The sequence below is a fragment of the Stenomitos frigidus ULC18 genome, assembly GCF_003003795.1.
Taxonomy (GTDB): Bacteria; Cyanobacteriota; Cyanobacteriia; order Leptolyngbyales; family Leptolyngbyaceae; genus Stenomitos; species Stenomitos frigidus_A.
On record NZ_PVWK01000031.1, the window covers coordinates 46301 to 64251 of the forward strand.

General features: G+C 52.3%; 16 protein-coding genes and 1 riboswitch. Of the genes, 8 read left to right on the forward strand and 8 right to left on the reverse strand.

What is annotated here, in order from left to right:
• Nucleotides 1-4: 4 nt before the first annotated feature.
• Complete coding sequence (locus tag C7B82_RS06480; protein WP_106255488.1) at nucleotides 5-295, forward strand: hypothetical protein; 291 nt, start codon at nucleotides 5-7, stop codon at nucleotides 293-295.
• Nucleotides 296-304: 9 nt separating this feature from the next.
• On the opposite strand, the gene C7B82_RS06485 is transcribed toward C7B82_RS06480, so the two are convergent.
• From C7B82_RS06485 to C7B82_RS06500, 4 genes are all read right to left on the reverse strand, one after another.
• On the reverse strand, nucleotides 305-748 hold the full coding sequence (locus tag C7B82_RS06485; RefSeq protein ID WP_106255489.1) for a bis(5'-nucleosyl)-tetraphosphatase: 444 nt from the start codon (nucleotides 746-748) through the stop codon (nucleotides 305-307).
• 190 nt (nucleotides 749-938) lie between these two features.
• Complete coding sequence (locus C7B82_RS06490; RefSeq protein WP_106255490.1) at nucleotides 939-1715, reverse strand: ABC transporter ATP-binding protein; 777 nt, start codon at nucleotides 1713-1715, stop codon at nucleotides 939-941.
• Nucleotides 1716-1888: 173 nt separating this feature from the next.
• Nucleotides 1889-2743: an ABC transporter permease gene (locus C7B82_RS06495; protein ID WP_106255491.1), complete on the reverse strand. Its 855-nt coding sequence runs from the start codon at nucleotides 2741-2743 to the stop codon at nucleotides 1889-1891.
• 99 nt (nucleotides 2744-2842) lie between these two features.
• On the reverse strand, nucleotides 2843-3892 hold the full coding sequence (locus C7B82_RS06500; protein ID WP_106255492.1) for an aliphatic sulfonate ABC transporter substrate-binding protein: 1050 nt from the start codon (nucleotides 3890-3892) through the stop codon (nucleotides 2843-2845).
• A gap of 77 nt (nucleotides 3893-3969) precedes the next feature.
• A riboswitch (guanidine-I (ykkC/yxkD leader) is annotated at nucleotides 3970-4107 on the reverse strand.
• A gap of 373 nt (nucleotides 4108-4480) precedes the next feature.
• Between C7B82_RS06500 and C7B82_RS06505 the strand changes: the two genes are divergently transcribed.
• The 3 genes from C7B82_RS06505 to C7B82_RS06515 all read left to right on the forward strand — a co-directional run bounded on the left by C7B82_RS06505 (nucleotide 4481) and on the right by C7B82_RS06515 (nucleotide 7166).
• Nucleotides 4481-4891, forward strand: a complete 411-nt coding sequence (locus C7B82_RS06505) for an Npun_F0494 family protein (protein ID WP_106255493.1) — start codon at nucleotides 4481-4483, stop codon at nucleotides 4889-4891.
• 165 nt (nucleotides 4892-5056) lie between these two features.
• Entirely contained in the window at nucleotides 5057-6532 is a 1476-nt protein-coding gene (cobQ, locus tag C7B82_RS06510) for a cobyric acid synthase CobQ (protein ID WP_106255494.1), read from the forward strand.
• Nucleotides 6533-6926: 394 nt separating this feature from the next.
• On the forward strand, nucleotides 6927-7166 hold the full coding sequence (locus C7B82_RS06515; RefSeq protein ID WP_106255495.1) for a 2Fe-2S iron-sulfur cluster-binding protein: 240 nt from the start codon (nucleotides 6927-6929) through the stop codon (nucleotides 7164-7166).
• A 104-nt stretch (nucleotides 7167-7270) separates the two neighbouring features.
• Here C7B82_RS06515 and C7B82_RS06520 read toward each other — a convergent pair whose 3' ends face one another.
• Both C7B82_RS06520 and C7B82_RS06525 read right to left on the reverse strand, forming a co-directional pair.
• Nucleotides 7271-8002: a response regulator transcription factor gene (locus C7B82_RS06520; RefSeq protein WP_106255496.1), complete on the reverse strand. Its 732-nt coding sequence runs from the start codon at nucleotides 8000-8002 to the stop codon at nucleotides 7271-7273.
• 24 nt (nucleotides 8003-8026) lie between these two features.
• Nucleotides 8027-8749 (reverse strand): response regulator transcription factor, encoded by a 723-nt coding sequence (locus C7B82_RS06525; protein ID WP_106255497.1) that lies wholly within the window; start codon nucleotides 8747-8749, stop codon nucleotides 8027-8029.
• Nucleotides 8750-9193: 444 nt separating this feature from the next.
• Here C7B82_RS06525 and C7B82_RS06530 point away from each other — a divergent pair, with 444 nt between their 5' ends.
• Nucleotides 9194-9814, forward strand: a complete 621-nt coding sequence (locus tag C7B82_RS06530; protein WP_106255586.1) for a CPP1-like family protein — start codon at nucleotides 9194-9196, stop codon at nucleotides 9812-9814.
• Here C7B82_RS06530 and hppD read toward each other — a convergent pair.
• Nucleotides 9811-10965, reverse strand: a complete 1155-nt coding sequence (hppD, locus tag C7B82_RS06535) for a 4-hydroxyphenylpyruvate dioxygenase (RefSeq protein WP_106255498.1) — start codon at nucleotides 10963-10965, stop codon at nucleotides 9811-9813. The two genes, C7B82_RS06530 and hppD, sit on opposite strands and share 4 nt — an antisense overlap.
• A gap of 305 nt (nucleotides 10966-11270) precedes the next feature.
• Between hppD and C7B82_RS31980 the strand changes: the two genes are divergently transcribed.
• Nucleotides 11271-12191 carry a RodZ domain-containing protein gene (locus tag C7B82_RS31980; RefSeq protein WP_181357371.1) on the forward strand — a complete coding sequence of 307 codons (921 nt, stop codon included), beginning with the start codon at nucleotides 11271-11273 and terminating at the stop codon, nucleotides 12189-12191.
• A gap of 118 nt (nucleotides 12192-12309) precedes the next feature.
• Here the strand turns inward: C7B82_RS31980 and C7B82_RS06545 are convergent, their stop codons facing one another.
• The gene (locus C7B82_RS06545) at nucleotides 12310-12591 is read right to left on the reverse strand and encodes an HU family DNA-binding protein (RefSeq protein WP_106255499.1); all 282 of its coding nucleotides are present in this window, start codon (nucleotides 12589-12591) and stop codon (nucleotides 12310-12312) included.
• A gap of 274 nt (nucleotides 12592-12865) precedes the next feature.
• Between C7B82_RS06545 and C7B82_RS06550 the strand changes: the two genes are divergently transcribed.
• The gene (locus C7B82_RS06550; protein WP_245939762.1) at nucleotides 12866-13189 is read left to right on the forward strand and encodes an AAA-like domain-containing protein; all 324 of its coding nucleotides are present in this window, start codon (nucleotides 12866-12868) and stop codon (nucleotides 13187-13189) included.
• Between the two features lie 494 nt (nucleotides 13190-13683).
• Nucleotides 13684-17943 (forward strand): CheR family methyltransferase, encoded by a 4260-nt coding sequence (locus C7B82_RS06555; protein WP_106255500.1) that lies wholly within the window; start codon nucleotides 13684-13686, stop codon nucleotides 17941-17943.
• The last annotated feature ends 8 nt before the right edge of the window (nucleotides 17944-17951 follow it).

Consider the following 17951-nt stretch of genomic DNA (forward strand, 5'->3'; position numbering starts at 1 on the left):
AGCCATGAGACTCGAAACAGAATTCCGGTTTTGCCTTCAGCGGCAATCGTTAGAGTGGGCATTCCAGCAGGCTTCCACTGCTCCTGCTCACATTGATATCGCTGCTCCCACCCTGGCGGACTTGAAACAGGCGATCGCGCCATCAATGTGGGTTAAGCTCGTACAATCGCCCAGCGCCTATAGCTCTGATGAAGCTCTCCTGCTTTGCCAAGGTGGCGATCGGCAGTGGCTGGTTTGGGTTCCTGACTATGGCGAGATTATGCTGGAGCGCGAGCAATTCGACCCGTTTTCCTGAGGCAGAGGTTTAAGCGTGCTCACGCGTCTGTAGATAGCGCTGTACGTCCCTTAAAACCTGCTTCGCACCGTCAAAGCTCAGTCGGGCGATCGCTTGCTCATAATCCGCCCAAACGTATGCCTGAATTTCTTTCTCCTGGCAATGCACCGTTGCTGAATGCACCCAGGCTGGGAAGTAAATCACCGTTTTCTCAAACTTCCGTCCGCTCCGTGTGAAGGGATACTGCTCTGAAAACGAGACGCCCTCGATCAAGACATAGTCTGAGATGCCCGTCTCTTCAACAAACTCGCGGCAGGCTGCTTGCAAAGCGGACTCACCTGGATCAGCGTGCCCTTTAGGAAATCCCCAGTGCCCAGCATGGTGCTGAATCAAAAGGAACTGATACACATCATTGGTGGGCAAAATTGGCACGATGCCGAAGGCTTCATCCCTGGCAATAGTTGACTTAGCCATGCGATTCCGATTGAACGTAGTGAGGCAGTTATAGCAATTTGTGACGTTATGTGCATTACAAAGGGATGACCGGTCGCTAGTAACCCGATCGCAACACAACGCATCCACCTCAACTGTTAGCTAAGAGGTGATCAAGCAAACCTTGATTGAGAAAATTTAAGCTTGAGAAGATTTACTTATAATAATCCGGTTAAGCGGCTACAGCTACGGCTTCTTGTCCATGTCTCCGCAACAGTTCCATTAGTTCGTCTCGGTAGTCTTGAAAAACAGGGTGCCGTTTGACCGCATGACCACGTTCGGGTAGTCTGACCACAATTTCTTTTCTGACGGTACCTGGACGTGCACCAAGGGCATAGATCCGATTAGAGAGAAAGACCGCTTCTTCAACATCATGGGTGATCATAAACACCGTGATGTTGGTGCGTTGCCAGAGGTCAAGCATAAACCCATGCATCGCTTCCTTCGTGTGTACATCCAGTGCGCCAAAGGGTTCGTCCATCAGCAAGACTTTTGGCTCAGAGGCGAGAGCCCGCGCGATCGCCACTCGTTGTTTCATCCCACCCGACAGTTCCTTCGGTAACGCTTTGGCAAAGCGCGACAAACCGACAACACTCAAATAATGGCTCGCTTTCTCGCGCCGCTCCTTTTTGGCTAGCCCTTGCAGCTTTAAGCCAAACTCGGCATTTTCCTGCACATTCATCCAGGGATACAGAGTGTAATGCTGGAAAACCATGCCGCGATCGGGGCCTGGTCCTGTCACCAATTGATTATCAATTTTGACTTCTCCAGTCGTGGGGCTGTCTAGTCCTGCAATCTGCCGCAAGAGCGTCGACTTTCCTGACCCCGATGCCCCCACCGCACAAATAAACTCACCTCGCTCAATCAGCATATTGATATCTTGAAGCACCACTAACGTACCCTGCTGAGTCTTAAAATTCTTGTGCAGCTTGTTGACTTGTAAATACATAGTTGAACCTGTTATAGGGCTTGGAGCTGACGGTTGAGGGAGCTTGCTGAGTGTTGAGTTTGAGGCGTGGGGATGGTTCCTTAACTCTCAACTCCCTCCTTCCAGCTGACTACTGACCACTGACTACTGACCACTGACTACTGAGCCTTGAATCGCTGCTGGCTTCTACACCTTTACCGCTTCTGGCTTGCCCAACGGCAGGAAATCCGTAAGGCGTATTGGAACAGGAGGTCAAACGCTAAGCCGATGACACCAATCACAATCAATCCGACAAAAATTTCGTCGGTTCTGAGAAAGCGACCAGCGACACTGATCCGACGACCTAAGCCTTCAGTGGCAGCAATCAGTTCCGAGACAATCACCAATTGCCATGCGGCTGCCAGGTTGATCCGGCAGGCATCAATAATACCAGGCAAGACATAGGGAGAGATGACCTGCAGCAGAGCCTGCAAGCGGTTCCCACCCAACATGTACGTTGCCTCAATGAGCTCCTTGGGGACAAATTTAACGGTGTCCATGACCATCAGGGAGTTGAAGAAGAAAACGCCAATGAAAATGAGCATAATCTTGGGTTCTTCGCCAATGCCCAAATACAGAATGAGCAGCGGAATGAAAGCAGGCGCAGGCATATAGCGCACGAGACCGAACAGTGGTTCCAGCAAGGCGCGAATGCTGGCAAAGCTGCCCATCAACACCCCAACGGGAATGGAAACCAGTGCGGCCAAGAAAAAGCCGACGCCCACCCGCCAGAGACTTGCTACGGTGTCTTTCTGTAAGTCGCCCGTACTCCACAACCGCTGAAAGGCAGCAATCACGTTAGCGGGAGACGGTAAGAACTTGGGGTCGATCGAGCCAACCGTTGTGATCAGCCACCACAGCATCAGCGGCACCAAAATCGAAGCTCCCATCAGAGCCCAGTTCATAGAGGATGGGATGTCCTCAGCGAGTCGCCAAAACACGGTTGCTCGCAATGTTTTCGCTGATCTGCTAGAGCGGTCAGTGTCAAGGGTGCCGCTGGGTTGAGTCATGATGTGATGGTGTATGAAGGATGGTAAGCGATCGCGTAACCGTACTTAGCGTTCGTCCGTAGGGATGTTACAGGTAACGTCCCTACGGACGGTTAACGCTCAGACTTTCTTCGCTTTAGCGGCATGGGCTTTGACAAAGCGATCGTCAAAAATTTTGCTCAAATTCGGCTTGGTTTTCGTCAGCCCTACCTCGGTCAAAAACGTTGACATCTCCTGTGCCGCAAAGCTTAGCGAGCTCATGTCTTTACCAGGCTGAAAGGCTTTCAAATTCTCTTCGACCGTAAAAATTTTGGTGCCGTTTGCGTAGTCTTTGTATTCAGCAACCGAAACACCCCCCCGCTTCGCCATAATTTCGATGGTTTTCTCTGCATTTGCCTTGATGTAGTCTTGAGTTTCAAACCAGGTGTCTACCATTGCTTGTACTTGATCGGGGTGAGCCTCCACAAACTTACGCGTGAACACCAGGTGATCAGGAATGGCTCCCGGAAATTCTTTCGAGCTGAACAACTCTTTACTCTTCGGTCGCTTAAGCGCTTGAGTCGTGAAGGGGGCAAAAACGCCTACCGCATCAACTTGGCCGGCAACAAACGCCGCGGCTGCTTTGCCCGTCTCCAGCGGTTGAAAATTGATGTCTTTGGGTGTTAAGCCAGCCTTCTTCAACCCCAGAAGCAGTAAAAAGTGATCGACCGTCCCTTCTTCTGCCGCAACCTTTTTGCCCTTTAAGTCGGCGATCGAGTTAATGCCATCGCGCACAATAATCTTGTCGTTGCCCGTAGAATTGTCATTCACTAGCACGATGACCTGGTCAGCACCACCGGCTACCGCACTAATCGTGTCATTCAGAGTTTGCGAATTTGCATCGATTTGTCCAGCCGTCAGAGTACTAATGGATTCTAAATAGCCATCAAACCATTTCAGGTCTACAGAAAGGTTATTCTTTTCAAAGAGCTTTGCGTCTTGAGACACTTGCCAGGGAAACCAACCAGGCCACGCACTAAAGCCTAACCGCACAGTGATCGCCGTACCGGATGGTGACGGCGCACTACTGGATTGAGTAGACATTTGGCTGGCTGGGTTGGCACAGCTCACAACCAACATCATGCTGACCAGGAAAAGCCCTGCACTAGCAAGTAACGATCGAACTTTCATTGTGCGTCCTCGCAAGGGAATCGATAATTGATGAAAAAAACCCGGAAGTACAGTCACTACTAATCATAGTGGACTGTTCCTCCCGGGCTTTTATCCCGCCGTGTAGCTGGCAGATTGCTTAGATATGACGGAGTCACTCAATCCAGAGCAGCTTGCTCCTCTCGGACCGAGCACCCACACTCAAAGCATAGGCTGGAACCCTAGAAGCGTTTAAGTTGTTTAACAATGTGACTGTTACTTAACGGTTTAGAGGCAGTGCTTAAGGTCTTACATAAGCTTGACAAAAAAGGCAAGCCTTAGAATCTGACATAGACCACTCAAGATCATCACCTTCCGGCATCGGCAGAAACCATCAGCAGGAACATCAATGTTGCTAGTTTTAGCGTTGCAAATGCAGAAAAGATGTATCAAAAGCAACGAAATCTCTTGCGATCGCGTAGATTATGCGCCAAATTTACGGAGCTGAGCCGGTACACTCATGCGTAACCAAAATAAAACGCATAATATGTAAGCTAGGCTCGGTTACAAATGCTTAATTTGCGTCCGCTTTTGGTTGCGCCCACTGCCGAATCTAAATTTTTAAACGTAATGACTGCCCATTCCAGCACTCGCCAAACCATTGATTACCCTGCTAGAACTGTACAGCGGGCAGAGCAGGCAATGCGATGTGCGCCATTTCGGCTTGCCTTGTTCACTACAATGGTGCAGCAGAGTGTTTCCCTCGCTGCGATCGCGGGGAATGCTGGAGTCGAGCACCAGTACACCCCAAAGCCCCTCTCAGAATTAATTGCAGAAGCCGAGCTACTTTGGTTGATTCAGGTGGGTCTCTTGCGGCGGGAAGTGGATGGACAAGGGCTAACCGATAGTTTTCGGGTCACGCCACTGGGCCGACAACTGGCACAGAAATGGCAAGAACAGGGTCACGCACTACGTACGGCACCTACGCTCGGCGATCGCCTACAGCACGCCTGGAGTCGTTGGTTCCGGTTGCCCATCTAGGTAAAAGATGAACGATGAAACAAAGGATGAAGGATCAAGGATGAAGGATCAAGGATTAGGTGAAACCGATGGAGCCTTTAGCCTACTCCTAGCCTTTTTAGGGCGACTGTGCCAACGGAGGCACGAGCTACAGCCTTTAGCCAGCCTGTTGAGTGAGGGTTTTGCATGAAAGCCATTATGGTTGTGGGAACCACCTCCCACGCAGGAAAATCGCTGCTGACGGCTGCTATCTGCCGCATTCTCAGCCGTCGTGGCTGGCGCGTAGCGCCCTTTAAAGGGCAGAACATGGCGCTCAACGCGTATGTCACTGCTAGCGGTGGTGAAATTGGTCATGCTCAGGCAGTGCAGGCATGGGCGGCTGGTATCGCACCCTGGGTAGAAATGAACCCGATTCTGCTCAAGCCGCAAGGGGATATGACCTCTCAGGTCATCATCAAAGGTAAAGCAGTTGGAAAGGTCGGTGCTGCCGAGTATTACGAACAGTATTTTGATGTCGGTTGGCAGGCGATCGAAGAGTCTCTCCGCCGTTTAAGTGAAGAATTTGACCTTCTGGTGTGCGAAGGTGCTGGCAGCCCAGCCGAGATTAATCTTAAGCACCGCGATCTGACCAATATGCGGATCGCCAAACACTTAAATGCCCCCACGATCTTAGTCGTAGACATCGATCGCGGGGGTGCTTTTGCTCACGTAGTGGGCACACTTGAGCTCCTCGATCCAGATGAACGCGCCCTCATCAAAGGGGTCGTCATTAATAAGTTTCGTGGACAGCGATCGCTGCTGCAGTCCGGCATTGATTGGCTGCAAGAGCGCACCGGGATTCCTGTCATTGGTGTTATCCCCTGGCTAGACCAAAGTTTTCCAGCAGAGGATTCCTTGAGTCTGATCGATGGTCGCTCCAGCAACCCAACTGGTGACCTCAACATTGCTGTCATCCGTTTGCCTCGCATTTCTAACTTCACCGACTTTGACCCACTCGAATCCGAAGCGACTGTCTCGGTCAAGTACATCAGCCCCAAACAATCGTTAGGGCATCCCGATGCAGTTATTATTCCGGGCTCCAAGACGACGATCGCGGATCTCATCGTGCTACACAAAACAGGCATGGCAGAAGAGATCCAGAACTACGTGGCAGCCGGAGGGACAGTGCTGGGCATTTGCGGTGGCTATCAGATGTTGGGTAAGATTCTGGCAGACCCAGAAGGCATTGAGGGTCATGAAGGCCGCTACAAAGGGTTGGGGCTACTGCCGCTCAAAACTGTCATCGCTGGACAAAAAGTCGCCCGCCAACGCCTCGTCACGTCTAACTTCCCGCAAGAAGGGCTACCTGTCGCTGGGTACGAAATCCACCAGGGCAGAACGCGCTTGATTGAGGGCGAAAACATTCAGCAACTGTTCGATGATCCTCATTTGGGCGTTGTGGATGACACACAATCGGTTTGGGGTGCCTACCTGCACGGGCTCTTTGACAACGGGCCGTGGCGACGTGCGTGGCTCAATCGGCTCCGCCAGCAACGTGGCTTAAAATCTCTGCCGACTGGCGTTCCCAACTACCGGGAACAGCGCGAACTGATGCTCAATGCCCTTGCCGATGCGGTTGAGCCACACCTCAATCTCACGACTGTCTTACCACCCAGCAGTTAAGCGATGCAGCGGTCAGCGGTCAGCTATCAGTAGCGTTAGATTTTGTAGGGTACGCGGTTGCCGCCTAACGCATCACACTTTACAGCGCCGCTTTTTAACGTTAGACAGGGCTCAACGATCGCCCACTTATGTGACTTTAGCTAGCCTATAAAATAAGCGCGTCCTTATGCTGGCGCGCTTATAATCCCTAACCCTTTCGGTGCAACGTACCCGTTTATCCTTAGATTAAAGAGTACAGGGCAATTTCCTCTGGAGCCCCAGACGTTTAGATATTCTTTAGAATCGGCATTAAAGACGGGGTGAGCCAGGCAGGAGCTAGAATCCAGAAGGGGTATAATTCTTCGAGCAATGGAATTATCGTCCAACGCCTACGGTTGTCAGGAGATCTCTACTTATGAGCGTTCGTATTCACTTTTTGCCTGACGATGTGAGCATTGAGGCAGAACCTGGAGAGTCGTTACTGAGAGCAGCTAATCGTGCTGGAGTCTCGATTCCTACGGGCTGTCTGATGGGTTCTTGCCATGCCTGTGAAGTCGAACTGGATGGCGAAGAGTCCGTTTGTAGCTGCATCAGCGCTGTGCCGGAGGGTCGATCGCAACTCACTGTCAATCTGTATGCCGATCCAAGCTGGTAGAGAAAACTTTGCTGGCAGCATGCCCACGTAGGGACATTGCAGTGCAATGCCCCTACAAAAGAGTGGCTACCCTTTAGTCTTCAAGTGAGGCGATGGGCTACGCACTACTCATCTTGCGCGATGGTGTCAGGCGCTTCAAATTTGTAGCCAACACCTCGCACCGTATGGATCAGCGTTGGTTGACTGGTATCGGCTTCAATGTGGCTGCGAATCTGGCCAATGTGGACATCGACCACACGGGGATCGCCAACAAACTCGTGTCCCCAAACCTCGCGAATGAGTTCAATCCGAGTCCATACGCGACCGGGATGGCTTGCTAGAAAATGTAGCAGGTTAAATTCTAAAGCTGTGAGCCGCACATTTTCGCCGTTGAGCTTCACTTCACGTCGGGGCGGGTCGATCGCCAGCGTCCCAAAGATCAGCGACTTTTCCTGAAGCGACGTGCGTTCCCGCATGCGTCGCAGTACCACTTCAACTCGCACTGCCAGTTCTTCCAAATCGAACGGCTTTGTCATGTAGTCATCTGCGCCCTCAGCCAGCACCTTAAGTTTGCTCGCCTGATCGGTAGAGCTCGTCAACATCAGGACACAAACATTGGTCGCAGCTTGCATATCACGACAGAGCTGATAGCCGTTACTATCTGGCAGGTTAATATCTAAAATCACCAGGTCTGGATCAAACTCCTTGAAGCTAGCGATCGCGCTCTTACCATCGCCGACAGACTTTACCTGATAGGTTTGTTTGCTGCTGAGAAACCGTTGAATTAAATTACGAATGGCAGCATCATCCTCGACCACCAAAATTTTTTTGGCATCCGTTACAGCCACGTTAGTCATAGCCACATTACCTGAAACTCGTTACTAGGCGCTGGCTTCTGGCTTTCCACTGCCAGGTGCCTCAAACTTATAACCGACACCCCGAACTGTCTGAATGAGAGCTGGTTGACTGGTATCAATCTCAATCTTTTTCCGAATCTGGCCGATGTGCACATCAACGACCCGCTGGTCGCCAACATACTCATAGTCCCAGACTTCTTGAATCAGCTCTGCTCGCCGCCACACGCGACCAGGATGACTTGCTAGAAAATGAAGCAAGTCAAACTCCAGCGCTGTCAACGGAATAATGTCATCGTTAAACTTCACCTCACGACGAACCGGGTCAATCATCAGCTGGTCGAACATGAGGCATTGCTGCTCAGCTGAGGTAACTGGGCGTTGGCGCTTCAAGATTGCCCCCACTCGTACACCCAGCTCTCCCAGGCTAAAGGGCTTGGTGATATAATCGTCAGCGCCCTGCGAGAAGCCTTTAATTTTATCGGCCTCATCCGTACGGCTGGTCAGCATGAGAATGAAGACGTTCGTTCGACTTTGCATCTCCTGGCAAAGGTTGTAGCCATTGGCATCGGGTAGATTCACGTCCAGAATGACTAAATCCGGATTGAATTGCTCAAACGTTGCCAAAGCACTCTTGCCATCTTCGGCTGACTCCATCTGATAGTTCTGCTTAGTTAAAAAGCGATGAATGAGATTCCGGATTGCAGGATCGTCATCAACTACGAGAATCTTGGCTGGAGCTATAGCCATAACCTTGCGTTTGGAGGAGAAATGGGACTGGACGAGTAGAGTAACCGTGAAGCAGCACGAGAAAGATAGCGACACAACGCTAACAAGCAATTATGCTAAGTCAAGTGATGCATCCAACATTCTAGACAATTGTTGATGCAATGCTTGATCTTGATGATTAAGTATGCCCTGCGAGGTGCGTTCCGCAACAACGCGGCTTTGTTGTCTACCTAATTTGCTATTACAGAGCATACATCCTCTAATCAGTACTCTTATCAGCAATAGTATGGCTCAGCTTTCATGGGACTGTCTTGGACAATCGTTACGTTCGCTAAAGAACTGGGCAGTTTATGAAGCGATCACTAGCCAAGCTCGACATGAATAAGATTGTGCGATCGATGCTAAAAATGCTTGTGGACATGTATCAGACTACGTTAGCTTGGAATAGAGGTGGAGACGCAAACCATGAGTAGCCAAAGTCCATACGAACAGCTTGGGGTAACAGAGGCTTCCAGCTTTGAGGAAATTCAAGATGCTCGTAATCAGTTGTTTGCGCAACATCAGGACGATCGCAAACAGCTAGAAAGCATTGAGGCCGCTTACGACGCCGTTTTAATGGATCGCTTGCGTCTACGGCAAGAAGGCAAAATCAAAGTGCCCGATCGCATTCGGTTTCCGGAAAAAGTGGTGCCGTTGCCATCCAGCCTCCCGCCCGCGCCCACTAAACAGGGCACGGCGTGGCTACAGCGCTTGATTGACACTCCCAGCCGTACAGATATCCTGATGCCAGCTGGAGTGCTTACAGCGCTTGGTGCCCTCGTGGTGCTTGCGCCCGCCGCTAACGTGGTGCAAATGGCGTTGATTCTGGGGATGGGTGCGAGCTTTTACTTCCTTTACCGGAAGGAACGCAAGCTCGGCAGAACAGTCCTACTGGGTCTCTTGGGGTTGGTCAGCGGCTTTTTAGTCGGTGGCTTGTTAGCTCAGTACTTACCCATTCAAATCACTAGCGTGATTCCAAATCCAAACGTCCTCGTTAGTGTGGTGACGTTCTTCATCCTCTGGTTGGTGAGCAGCTTTTTGCGCTAAAGATGGTTCTGTAAGCTGCCTCGTCTCATCTGCTCGCGTTCGATCGCTTCAAACAAGGCACGAAAATTGCCTTCACCAAACCCTTGAGCGGGTTCTGAGCGCTCGTCGTCATGGCTTGGCTGTCGTTGAATGAGCTCGAAGAAGAAAGTGGGCTGAGGAAAAATCGGTTGGGTAAAGGTTTGCAGCAAAACCGCTTGAGGCGTGTCCGGTTGCCAATCGGCTAAAATTTGCTGCTGCTCCAGTTGTTGGACAATATTGTCTGGTATGGCTAACCCAGAGCGCGCCCGTAACGCTGCATAGTAGGTTGCAGGGACATGGATGAGCGGCAAGTGACGCTGCCTTAGCTGTGCGATCGCCTGCACCAGATTGGTAGTTTTGAGTGCAATATGCTGGATACCCGGACCGTGATTGACATTCAAAAACTCTTGAATCTGCGAGTTTGGCGAAGCGGGTTCGTTAATCGGCAACTGTACCCCGCCGGGCGAAGGATGCCGCATCACGCGACTGCATAGGGCTGAATATGTCGTCTGAATGGCAAAGCCCTGCTGAGGCTGAAGCCCTAAGATTCTTTCATACCAGGCAACCGATCGCTCCAAATCACCCGCTGCCACATTCAAGACAACGTGATCGATGGTTGTAAACAGATCAAGATGACTCGCCTCGCCCCGCCCAACAGGTCTGGTAGAACCACCGCCAGAAACAGGTTGAGCGATCAACACGTCGTCCAACATGGCAGTGGACTGGGGTAGCAGGGAGGTAGCACCAGAGCGTTCCATAAGGGTATGCACGAGATCACCCTCTGCGGCTAGCGTTGCCCACTTGAGGGTTCCGTGCACCTGCACTTCGGTTTGTAGGGGCCGCAGCAAGGTAGCTCCGTGCTGCACCGCATGGGCGATCGTTGCTTCAAGGTTCTCAACACAAAAGGCAACATCGGCAACACCAGGAGGGTGTCGCTGCAAAAAAGTAGCGATCGGGCTACTGTCTACAAGCGCAGCACAAAGCACAAAGTAAATTGCACCCATGTTAACCACTTCAATGGCGCGATCGGCACTGACATCACTGCCTACGGAGCGAAACCCTAATTGCTGGATGAACCAGTCACGAGAGGCGATCGTGTCGTCAACATAGAAACAAACGTGGTCAACCTTCATAAAACTTGAACTTAAGCAAATAACACGTCCGGTGTCAATTTTCTCTGGTTATCCGCGCGTTCAAGTCTTTCTTTAGTATGGAAAGTATGGAAGTTGGGGGCAGGCAGCCACAGAGTTTAAAGTTAATGGCTAATCAACAACCTTCTTATTCCATTCGCTTTACATTTCTTCACCAACATCTCTATCATACTGGCCATGACAGACTTTACAGCAACCCTTTGATAGCTGCGGGTTTACGCATCGCCACCAGCCTGCTTTACTAACATCAGAGCCAACATGAGTTTTAAGGACTGTAAGGAAGATCAATGAAGGAGCTCGATGCCACTCAGGTGGAGCAACTCAAAACGATTGGGGCTTATCTCGGTCGAGAGCGTCAGGAACGAGGCGTTTCTTTGGACACAATCGCTGTCAAGACTTACATTCCGCTGCGTCTTCTGCAAGCGCTAGAAGAAGGGCAAGTTGAGCGGCTACCAGAACCCGTCTTTGTGCAAGGCTTCATTCGCCGCTTTGCAGACGCGATCGGGCTGGATGGGATGACGCTGTCAAAAACCTTTGCGCCACAAGAGTCGTTTATGGTTGAGCGCCAAGCAAAGGGCCTAGACCATTCCCATCCGGTAGCACAGCCGAGTGTAGAGCAGCCAAGCCAAACTGAGATGGCACCTGTAGAGCCCATTGACTTACCGCCTCAGTTTATTCAGCACGATCGCCCCCCTCGTGCTGAGCGATCGTTTCTGCCGTGGATTTTGCTAGGCACTGCCGCTGCACTTATAGTCGGCGTTGGGTTAGCCAGTTTGCTGAATCGCCCCAAACCAGCGATCGAAGCACAACCATCTGAAACGACAGCCAGTCCAGTGGCCCCACCACCAGGAGTCTCAACAGCCCCCAACGCGCCCTCTCCGCAAGCGTCAAGCAACCCCTCGCCGATCGCTTCCACTGAGGCCCCAGCAGCGGCGAACTCACCCATTCAGGTAGCAGTTAACCTGACAGATGAATCCTGGTTTCAGGTGATTACAGATGGCAAGACTGCGTTTGAAGGCATCTTGAAAAAAGGCGAACAGAAAACGTGGACGGCTCAGAAAAAACTGGTGCTGCAAGCAGGTAATGCTGGCGCAGTGTCGGTTTCTTACAACCAGGGCGAATCAAAGCGTCTGGGTGACCCTGGTGAGGTGAAGGATGTCACGTTTCCTCCTCCCAGTGACAAACCAAAACCAGCTTCAGCGAACTGATGTAGCAAGGCACGATCGCCTAGCAAAAAGCTATCAGTCGTCAGCCAGCCATCTTACCCTGATAGCTGATAGCTGATAGCTGATAGCTGATAGCTAATTTTTCGACAACGCCTAAGTTCTATGCCTTTTCAAGCACCTTCTCTTTAAAGACCTTGCCAGCACTGAAGGCAGGTACTCTGGTTGCTGGAATTTGGATGGGCTTGCCCGTGGAGGGATTACGTCCTTCTCGCGCTTGACGATCGCGCGCTTCAAAGGTACCAAACCCAACCAGGGTAACTTTGTCGCCAGCCGCTACGGTTTCGAGAATGACCTCTAGCGTCGCGGTTAAGAGGGCATCGGCATCTTTTTTGGTTACGTTTGCATTTTCCGCGATTTTGTCGATCAATTCACCTTTATTCATGTCCTAAAATCCCTCACAATGTTTGCTGTGATTATACTTGAGGGTTTTGAAAGTGCAAGAGTTTAATTACTCAGGCAGCGATAGTCGGGCAGTGATGGCTGGAGGAAAAGGGCTGAGATGGGTGTGGGGTGTGGGGTGTGGGGTGTGGGGAGTAGGGAGTGAACATTATGGCTGAACAGTGGTACGCTGGCGTTGCCCGCATTCTGGTGAGCGGCTTTAACCTGACCGACACGATCGCCCTCCGTGTCTGGTGGCGCGATCGCGATGAACTCTCGTGCAGCGCCTGAGCGAGTTGATCGAAGCACTGTTGCGGCTGGTGGATGCCAAGCTGGTGATTTTTCTAGACGAAATCGACACGGTGCTGTATCTGAGTTTCTCGGTGGACGACTTTTTTGCATTCATTCGAGGCTGCTACAACGATCGCGCCGATAACCCCACCTACAACCGCCTGACCTTTGCCCTGCTGGGCGTTGCTACCCCCTCCGATTTGATCCGCGACAAGCGCCGCACGCCGTTTAATGTGGGACGAGCGATCGCCCAGACCGCAAACTTGAGCCATCCCTGGGGAATCTGCTCGCTCTGGCTGACACGCTTTTGACTAGACCTGAAGCTATTAACATAGGACAAAGACCGTGTGCAGCGACATTAAGCAACCTTCATCCGACTCATGCACCAAGAATCTCAATTTCTATCACTGGTGCAGAGGTTTTTGAGAGTCTGAAGCGCGATTCTATAGCTGTCGCCAGATAGTTTAGGACATGGGATCAAAGGGGGTGTGGGGGCGTTGCCCCCAGCCAGGGGTTCCACCCCTACACCCCGTCCTAACCAACATGGCTATGGCTATACCAACAAATAAGCGTGCCTGGTCCTCCTTTTCAAAACGGTCATGGCTCCAGCGCAAGCGACGGCTTTTGTTAGTCGTAAGTGTTTGAATAGCAGTCAAAGGCAAGAAACGACTCGCTATGAAAGCGGTTTGTCAGCCTCAAGGGGTTTGTTGCCATAAATTTTTAATAGTTTAATTAAGGCATACTCCTCGTGTAATCCCTCTAAAGTAGAGTGATTAGCTGCGAAAAACTGCGGTAACAAGCTTTAATGACCTCTGACCCATCCTCTGCGCAAGCTCGCTCTGAAACAACGTTGGATGTACTCGACTCCATGCCGTCAAACCGGGTTGAAGCCCCTTTTCCGATCGTGGGTGTAGCCGCCTCTGCGGGAGGGTTAGAAGCCTTTACACAATTACTGAGCCATCTGCCCCTGGATACGGGCATGGCGTTTGTGCTGATTCAGCATTTAGCGCCGGACCACGAAAGTATGCTGACCGAGATTCTGAGTCGAACGACCCAAATACCGGTGCGCGAGGTGCAAAACGGCATAACGGTCGAGCCAAACCAGGTGTATGTGATTCCGCCCAATACCAAGATGATTTTGTCTGGGGGCATGCTGCAATTGTCGCCCCGCGAGAAAGTGTTGGGCAAATATATGCCGGGTGATGCCTTTTTTACCTCCCTCGCCGCCGATCGCGGGCACAAAGCGATCGCGGTGGTGTTATCGGGAGGCGATGGCGATGGCTCACTAGGGCTGACTGCCATCAAGGCAGCGGGCGGTGTCACCTTTGCTCAGTGTGAAGAGACAGCACAATTCGACAGTATGCCTAACACTGCCGTAGCGACGGGGAAGGTCGATTTTGTGCTGCCGCCCGCCAAAATTGCTGAGGCACTGGCAGACCTGAGCCGCAGCCCCATGCTGGTTTGCCCGGTGCCGCTGATCGATACGGAGGCCGCACCCCAAGCGGGCAATGCTCTGACGAACATTTTTGCACTGCTGCGATCGAACATGGGCGTTGACTTTAGCCGCTACAAGATCAATACGATCGAGCGGCGGATGCAGCGACGCATGCTGCTTTACAAGCTGGAAAAATTGGACGACTATGCGACCTACTTGCAGGAACATCCGGTGGAAGTCAAGGCGTTGTATGAAGAAATTCTGATCCACGTCACCAGCTTTTTCCGCGATCCCGAAGCGTTTGACCTGTTGAAAACACGAGTCTTCCCAACGATCGTGGAACATAAGTCGGCAGAGGCTCCCATTCGCATCTGGGTGGCGGGTTGCTCGACGGGCGAGGAGGTTTACTCGATCGCCATCTGCCTGCTGGAGTTTTTGGCAGAGCAAGCGACCGCACTGCCGCTCCAGATTTTTGCGACCGATATCAGCGAACAGGCGATCAACAAAGCCAGAGCGGGTTTTTATCAAGAAAATCAAATGGTGGAGGTGTCGGCAGAGCGCCGCCGCCGTTTCTTTTATGCCCTGGAGGGCGGTGGCTACCAAATCAGTAAGGCGGTGCGCGAACTCTGTGTGTTTGCCCGTCAAAACCTGGGCAGCGATCCGCCGTTTTCTAATCTCGACTTGATTAGCTGCCGCAATGTGATGATTTATTTGGGCGACACGCTGCAAAAGCGCATCATACCCATCTTTCATTACAGCCTCAACCCCACTGGCTTTTTGCTGCTCGGCACGTCCGAAGGCACGGGACAAGCGTCAGACCTGTTTACACTCATCGAGAAAAAGTACAGAATTTATACCAAAAACCCCACTACAACGCGTTCCACCTTTTCGTTTGCCCCTAGCAGCTACCCAATCGCTAAGGTGAGCGAACTGCCGCTGCCGAACCCCTCAGAAGGGTTTGACCTCCAGAAAAAGGTTGATCAACTGATTGCCAACCACTACGCGCCCGTCGGGGTGGTCATTGACGACCAGATGCAAGTGCTGCAACTGCGGGGAGACATCGATCGCTACCTGAAGCTGGTGTCTGGGGTCGCTAACCTCAATCTCTTCAACCTGGTGCGGGATGGCTTACTGGTCGAGTTACGGGCTGCCGTTTATCAGGCGCAGCGGCAAGGCGTTCCCTGCCGCAAAGACGGACTGCGTTTGGAAGAAGGCGATCAAGCGCGCCTTGTTAATCTTCAGGTGATCCCGTTTAAGGGACCGACGGCTGAGGGATACCGCTTTTTAGTCATGTTTGAAGACGCGCCACTCGTGAGTAGCCTTGATTCCATTGATCCAGCCCGCCCCCAGGTTGATTTAGAGCAAGAGATCGCCCGACTGCGGCAGGAGCTTGCCGCTGCGATGCAGGAACGAACGGCAACGCAGGAGTATTTGCAGGCGGTTATTCAAAAGCAGGAAGACAGCAATCAAGACCTCAAAGTTGCCAATGAAGAAATTTTGTCGAGCAATGAGGAACTGCAAAGCACGAATGAGGAGCTAGAAACTGCTAAGGAAGAGATTCAGGCAACCAACGAAGAACTAAGCACCACGAACGAAGAACTCCGCAGCCGCAATGCCGAGTTGCACCAGGTCAACAACGATCTGACCAATCTGCTTGCCAGCATCAACATCCCGATTCTGATGTTGACTAACGACCTCCGCATTCGCCGTTTCACGCCGATGGCACAGCGGTTATTCAGCTTCATTCCCACCGATACTGGGCGACCGTTGAGCGATATCAGCACCGATCTCAATCTGCCAAATTTGGAGGTGCTGCTGTTGGAGGTGCTGGAAACCCTCAGCGTGAAGGAATTAGAGGTGCAAACTCAGGACGGACATTGGTACATGCTCCGCATTCGCCCCTATCGCACGACCGAAAACCAGATTGATGGTGTGGTGCTGGTGCTGCTCGATATTGATGCCCTGAAGCGCAGTGCTGCCACAATCGAAGCGGCTCGCAACTATGCGGAAGCGATCGTCGAAACGGTGCAAGTGCCGCTCGTGGTGCTGGAGTCTGATCTGCGGGTGAACAAAGCCAATCGCGCGTTCTACGAAACCTTTCAGGTGGCACCGCCTGAAACCACGCAAGCCATCCTGTTTGATTTGGGCAATGGGCAGTGGAACATTCCCGGACTGCGATCGCGGCTGGAGGATGTGTTTAGCCATGATGCGGTGCTGCAAAACTTTGAGGTCGAGCATCGGTTTGAGCAGATTGGGCAGAAAACCATGCTGCTGAATGCGTTGAAGCTGCTGGAAGCCGGGGAATCGCCACGGTTGTTGCTGTCGATCGAAGATATCACCGCGCGCAAGCAGTTTGAAACCGAGCGATCGCAGCTTTTGACTCAGGAGCAGTCTGCCCGCCAGTCAGCGGAGACTGCCAACCGCGCCAAAGACGAATTTCTCTCGAACCTCTCGCACGAACTCCGCAACCCGCTCAATACGATGCTGGGCTGGGCGCAAATGCTCCGCCGCAGACAGTTAGATGAAACAGCCGTCAGTCGTGCGCTAGAAGTCATTGAGCGGAGTGCGAGGGCACAAGCGCAACTGATTGAGGACATGCTCGATCTTTCCCGCATTACCAGCGGCAAGCTGCACCTCAACGCGCATTTGCTTGATCTCGTTTCAGTGGTGGCTCCGGCGATCGAGTCGGTGCAACTCGCCGCCGAAGCAAAAGCCATTCAACTCGTGTCGCAGCTCACCTCTACAACCGTTGTGGGCGATGCCGATCGCTTGCAGCAAGTGCTGTGGAATCTCTTGTCTAACGCTATTAAGTTCACGCCAGCCGGAGGGCGAGTTGAGGTGAGACTGGAGCAGGTAGGAGATGGGGGCGCTGGGGCAGCAGGGGAAGCTTTTTCTGCCTCCTCTGCTCCCTACGCCCAAATCACCGTCAGCGATACCGGGCAAGGCATGAGCGCAGAGCTACTGCCCTACGTGTTCGATCGCTTTCGGCAAGGCGATTCCAGCACCACCAAAGGCAGTCAAGGGCTAGGGTTGGGCTTGTCGATCGTCCGGCAGCTAGTGGAACTGCATGGCGGCACGGTGCAGGCAGAAAGCCCCGGCGAAGGGCAAGGTTCTACGATGACTGTACGGTTGCCCTTGCAAGCGCCGCCAGCGACACCAGCGAGTGTCGTACCCACGGCGGCAGAACCTCTGGAGGCTGTGAGTCAGGCGAGGCTGGCGCTCACAGGGTTACGCCTTCTGGTGGTGGATGATGATGTGGATAGCCTTGAGCTGATGCAATATATGTTGACAGATGCGGGGGCAACCGTCGCGGTTGTGACCTCGGTGCGAGAGGCGATCGCAGCCCTGACAGCAGCTCCCGGTAGCTATGACGTGCTCCTGGCAGATATTGGGATGCCCAACGAAGATGGGTTTGCGCTGATGCGTCAGGTCAGAGCGCTAGATGCGAGCGCTGGAGGGCAGATTCCGGCAGCAGCCATTACTGCCTATGTCAGCGATCGCGAGCAGCAAAGAGCGATCGACGCTGGCTTCCAAAGGCACATGGCTAAACCCATTGACCCAACACAACTAATCTTGATGGTGGCGAACCTGGTGGGGCGAGTGGGACGAGCACCAGGTCAAGGTCAGTAGATGGATAG

Excerpts from the sequence above, each read along its gene's own strand:
- C7B82_RS06490 (WP_106255490.1), bottom strand. The coding sequence starts at position 1,715 with ATGTATTTACAAGTCAACAAGCTGCACAAGAATTTTAAGACTCAGCAG.
- C7B82_RS06555 (WP_106255500.1), top strand. The coding sequence starts at position 13,684 with ATGACCTCTGACCCATCCTCTGCGCAAGCTCGCTCTGAAACAACGTTG.
- cobQ (WP_106255494.1), top strand. The coding sequence starts at position 5,057 with ATGAAAGCCATTATGGTTGTGGGAACCACCTCCCACGCAGGAAAATCG.
- C7B82_RS31980 (WP_181357371.1), top strand. The coding sequence starts at position 11,271 with ATGAAGGAGCTCGATGCCACTCAGGTGGAGCAACTCAAAACGATTGGG.
- C7B82_RS06495 (WP_106255491.1), bottom strand. The coding sequence starts at position 2,743 with ATGACTCAACCCAGCGGCACCCTTGACACTGACCGCTCTAGCAGATCA.
- C7B82_RS06515 (WP_106255495.1), top strand. The coding sequence starts at position 6,927 with ATGAGCGTTCGTATTCACTTTTTGCCTGACGATGTGAGCATTGAGGCA.
- C7B82_RS06500 (WP_106255492.1), bottom strand. The coding sequence starts at position 3,892 with ATGAAAGTTCGATCGTTACTTGCTAGTGCAGGGCTTTTCCTGGTCAGC.
- C7B82_RS06480 (WP_106255488.1), top strand. The coding sequence starts at position 5 with ATGAGACTCGAAACAGAATTCCGGTTTTGCCTTCAGCGGCAATCGTTA.
- C7B82_RS06530 (WP_106255586.1), top strand. The coding sequence starts at position 9,194 with ATGAGTAGCCAAAGTCCATACGAACAGCTTGGGGTAACAGAGGCTTCC.
- C7B82_RS06525 (WP_106255497.1), bottom strand. The coding sequence starts at position 8,749 with ATGGCTATAGCTCCAGCCAAGATTCTCGTAGTTGATGACGATCCTGCA.
- hppD (WP_106255498.1), bottom strand. The coding sequence starts at position 10,965 with ATGAAGGTTGACCACGTTTGTTTCTATGTTGACGACACGATCGCCTCT.
- C7B82_RS06545 (WP_106255499.1), bottom strand. The coding sequence starts at position 12,591 with ATGAATAAAGGTGAATTGATCGACAAAATCGCGGAAAATGCAAACGTA.
- C7B82_RS06505 (WP_106255493.1), top strand. The coding sequence starts at position 4,481 with ATGACTGCCCATTCCAGCACTCGCCAAACCATTGATTACCCTGCTAGA.
- C7B82_RS06485 (WP_106255489.1), bottom strand. The coding sequence starts at position 748 with ATGGCTAAGTCAACTATTGCCAGGGATGAAGCCTTCGGCATCGTGCCA.
- C7B82_RS06520 (WP_106255496.1), bottom strand. The coding sequence starts at position 8,002 with ATGACTAACGTGGCTGTAACGGATGCCAAAAAAATTTTGGTGGTCGAG.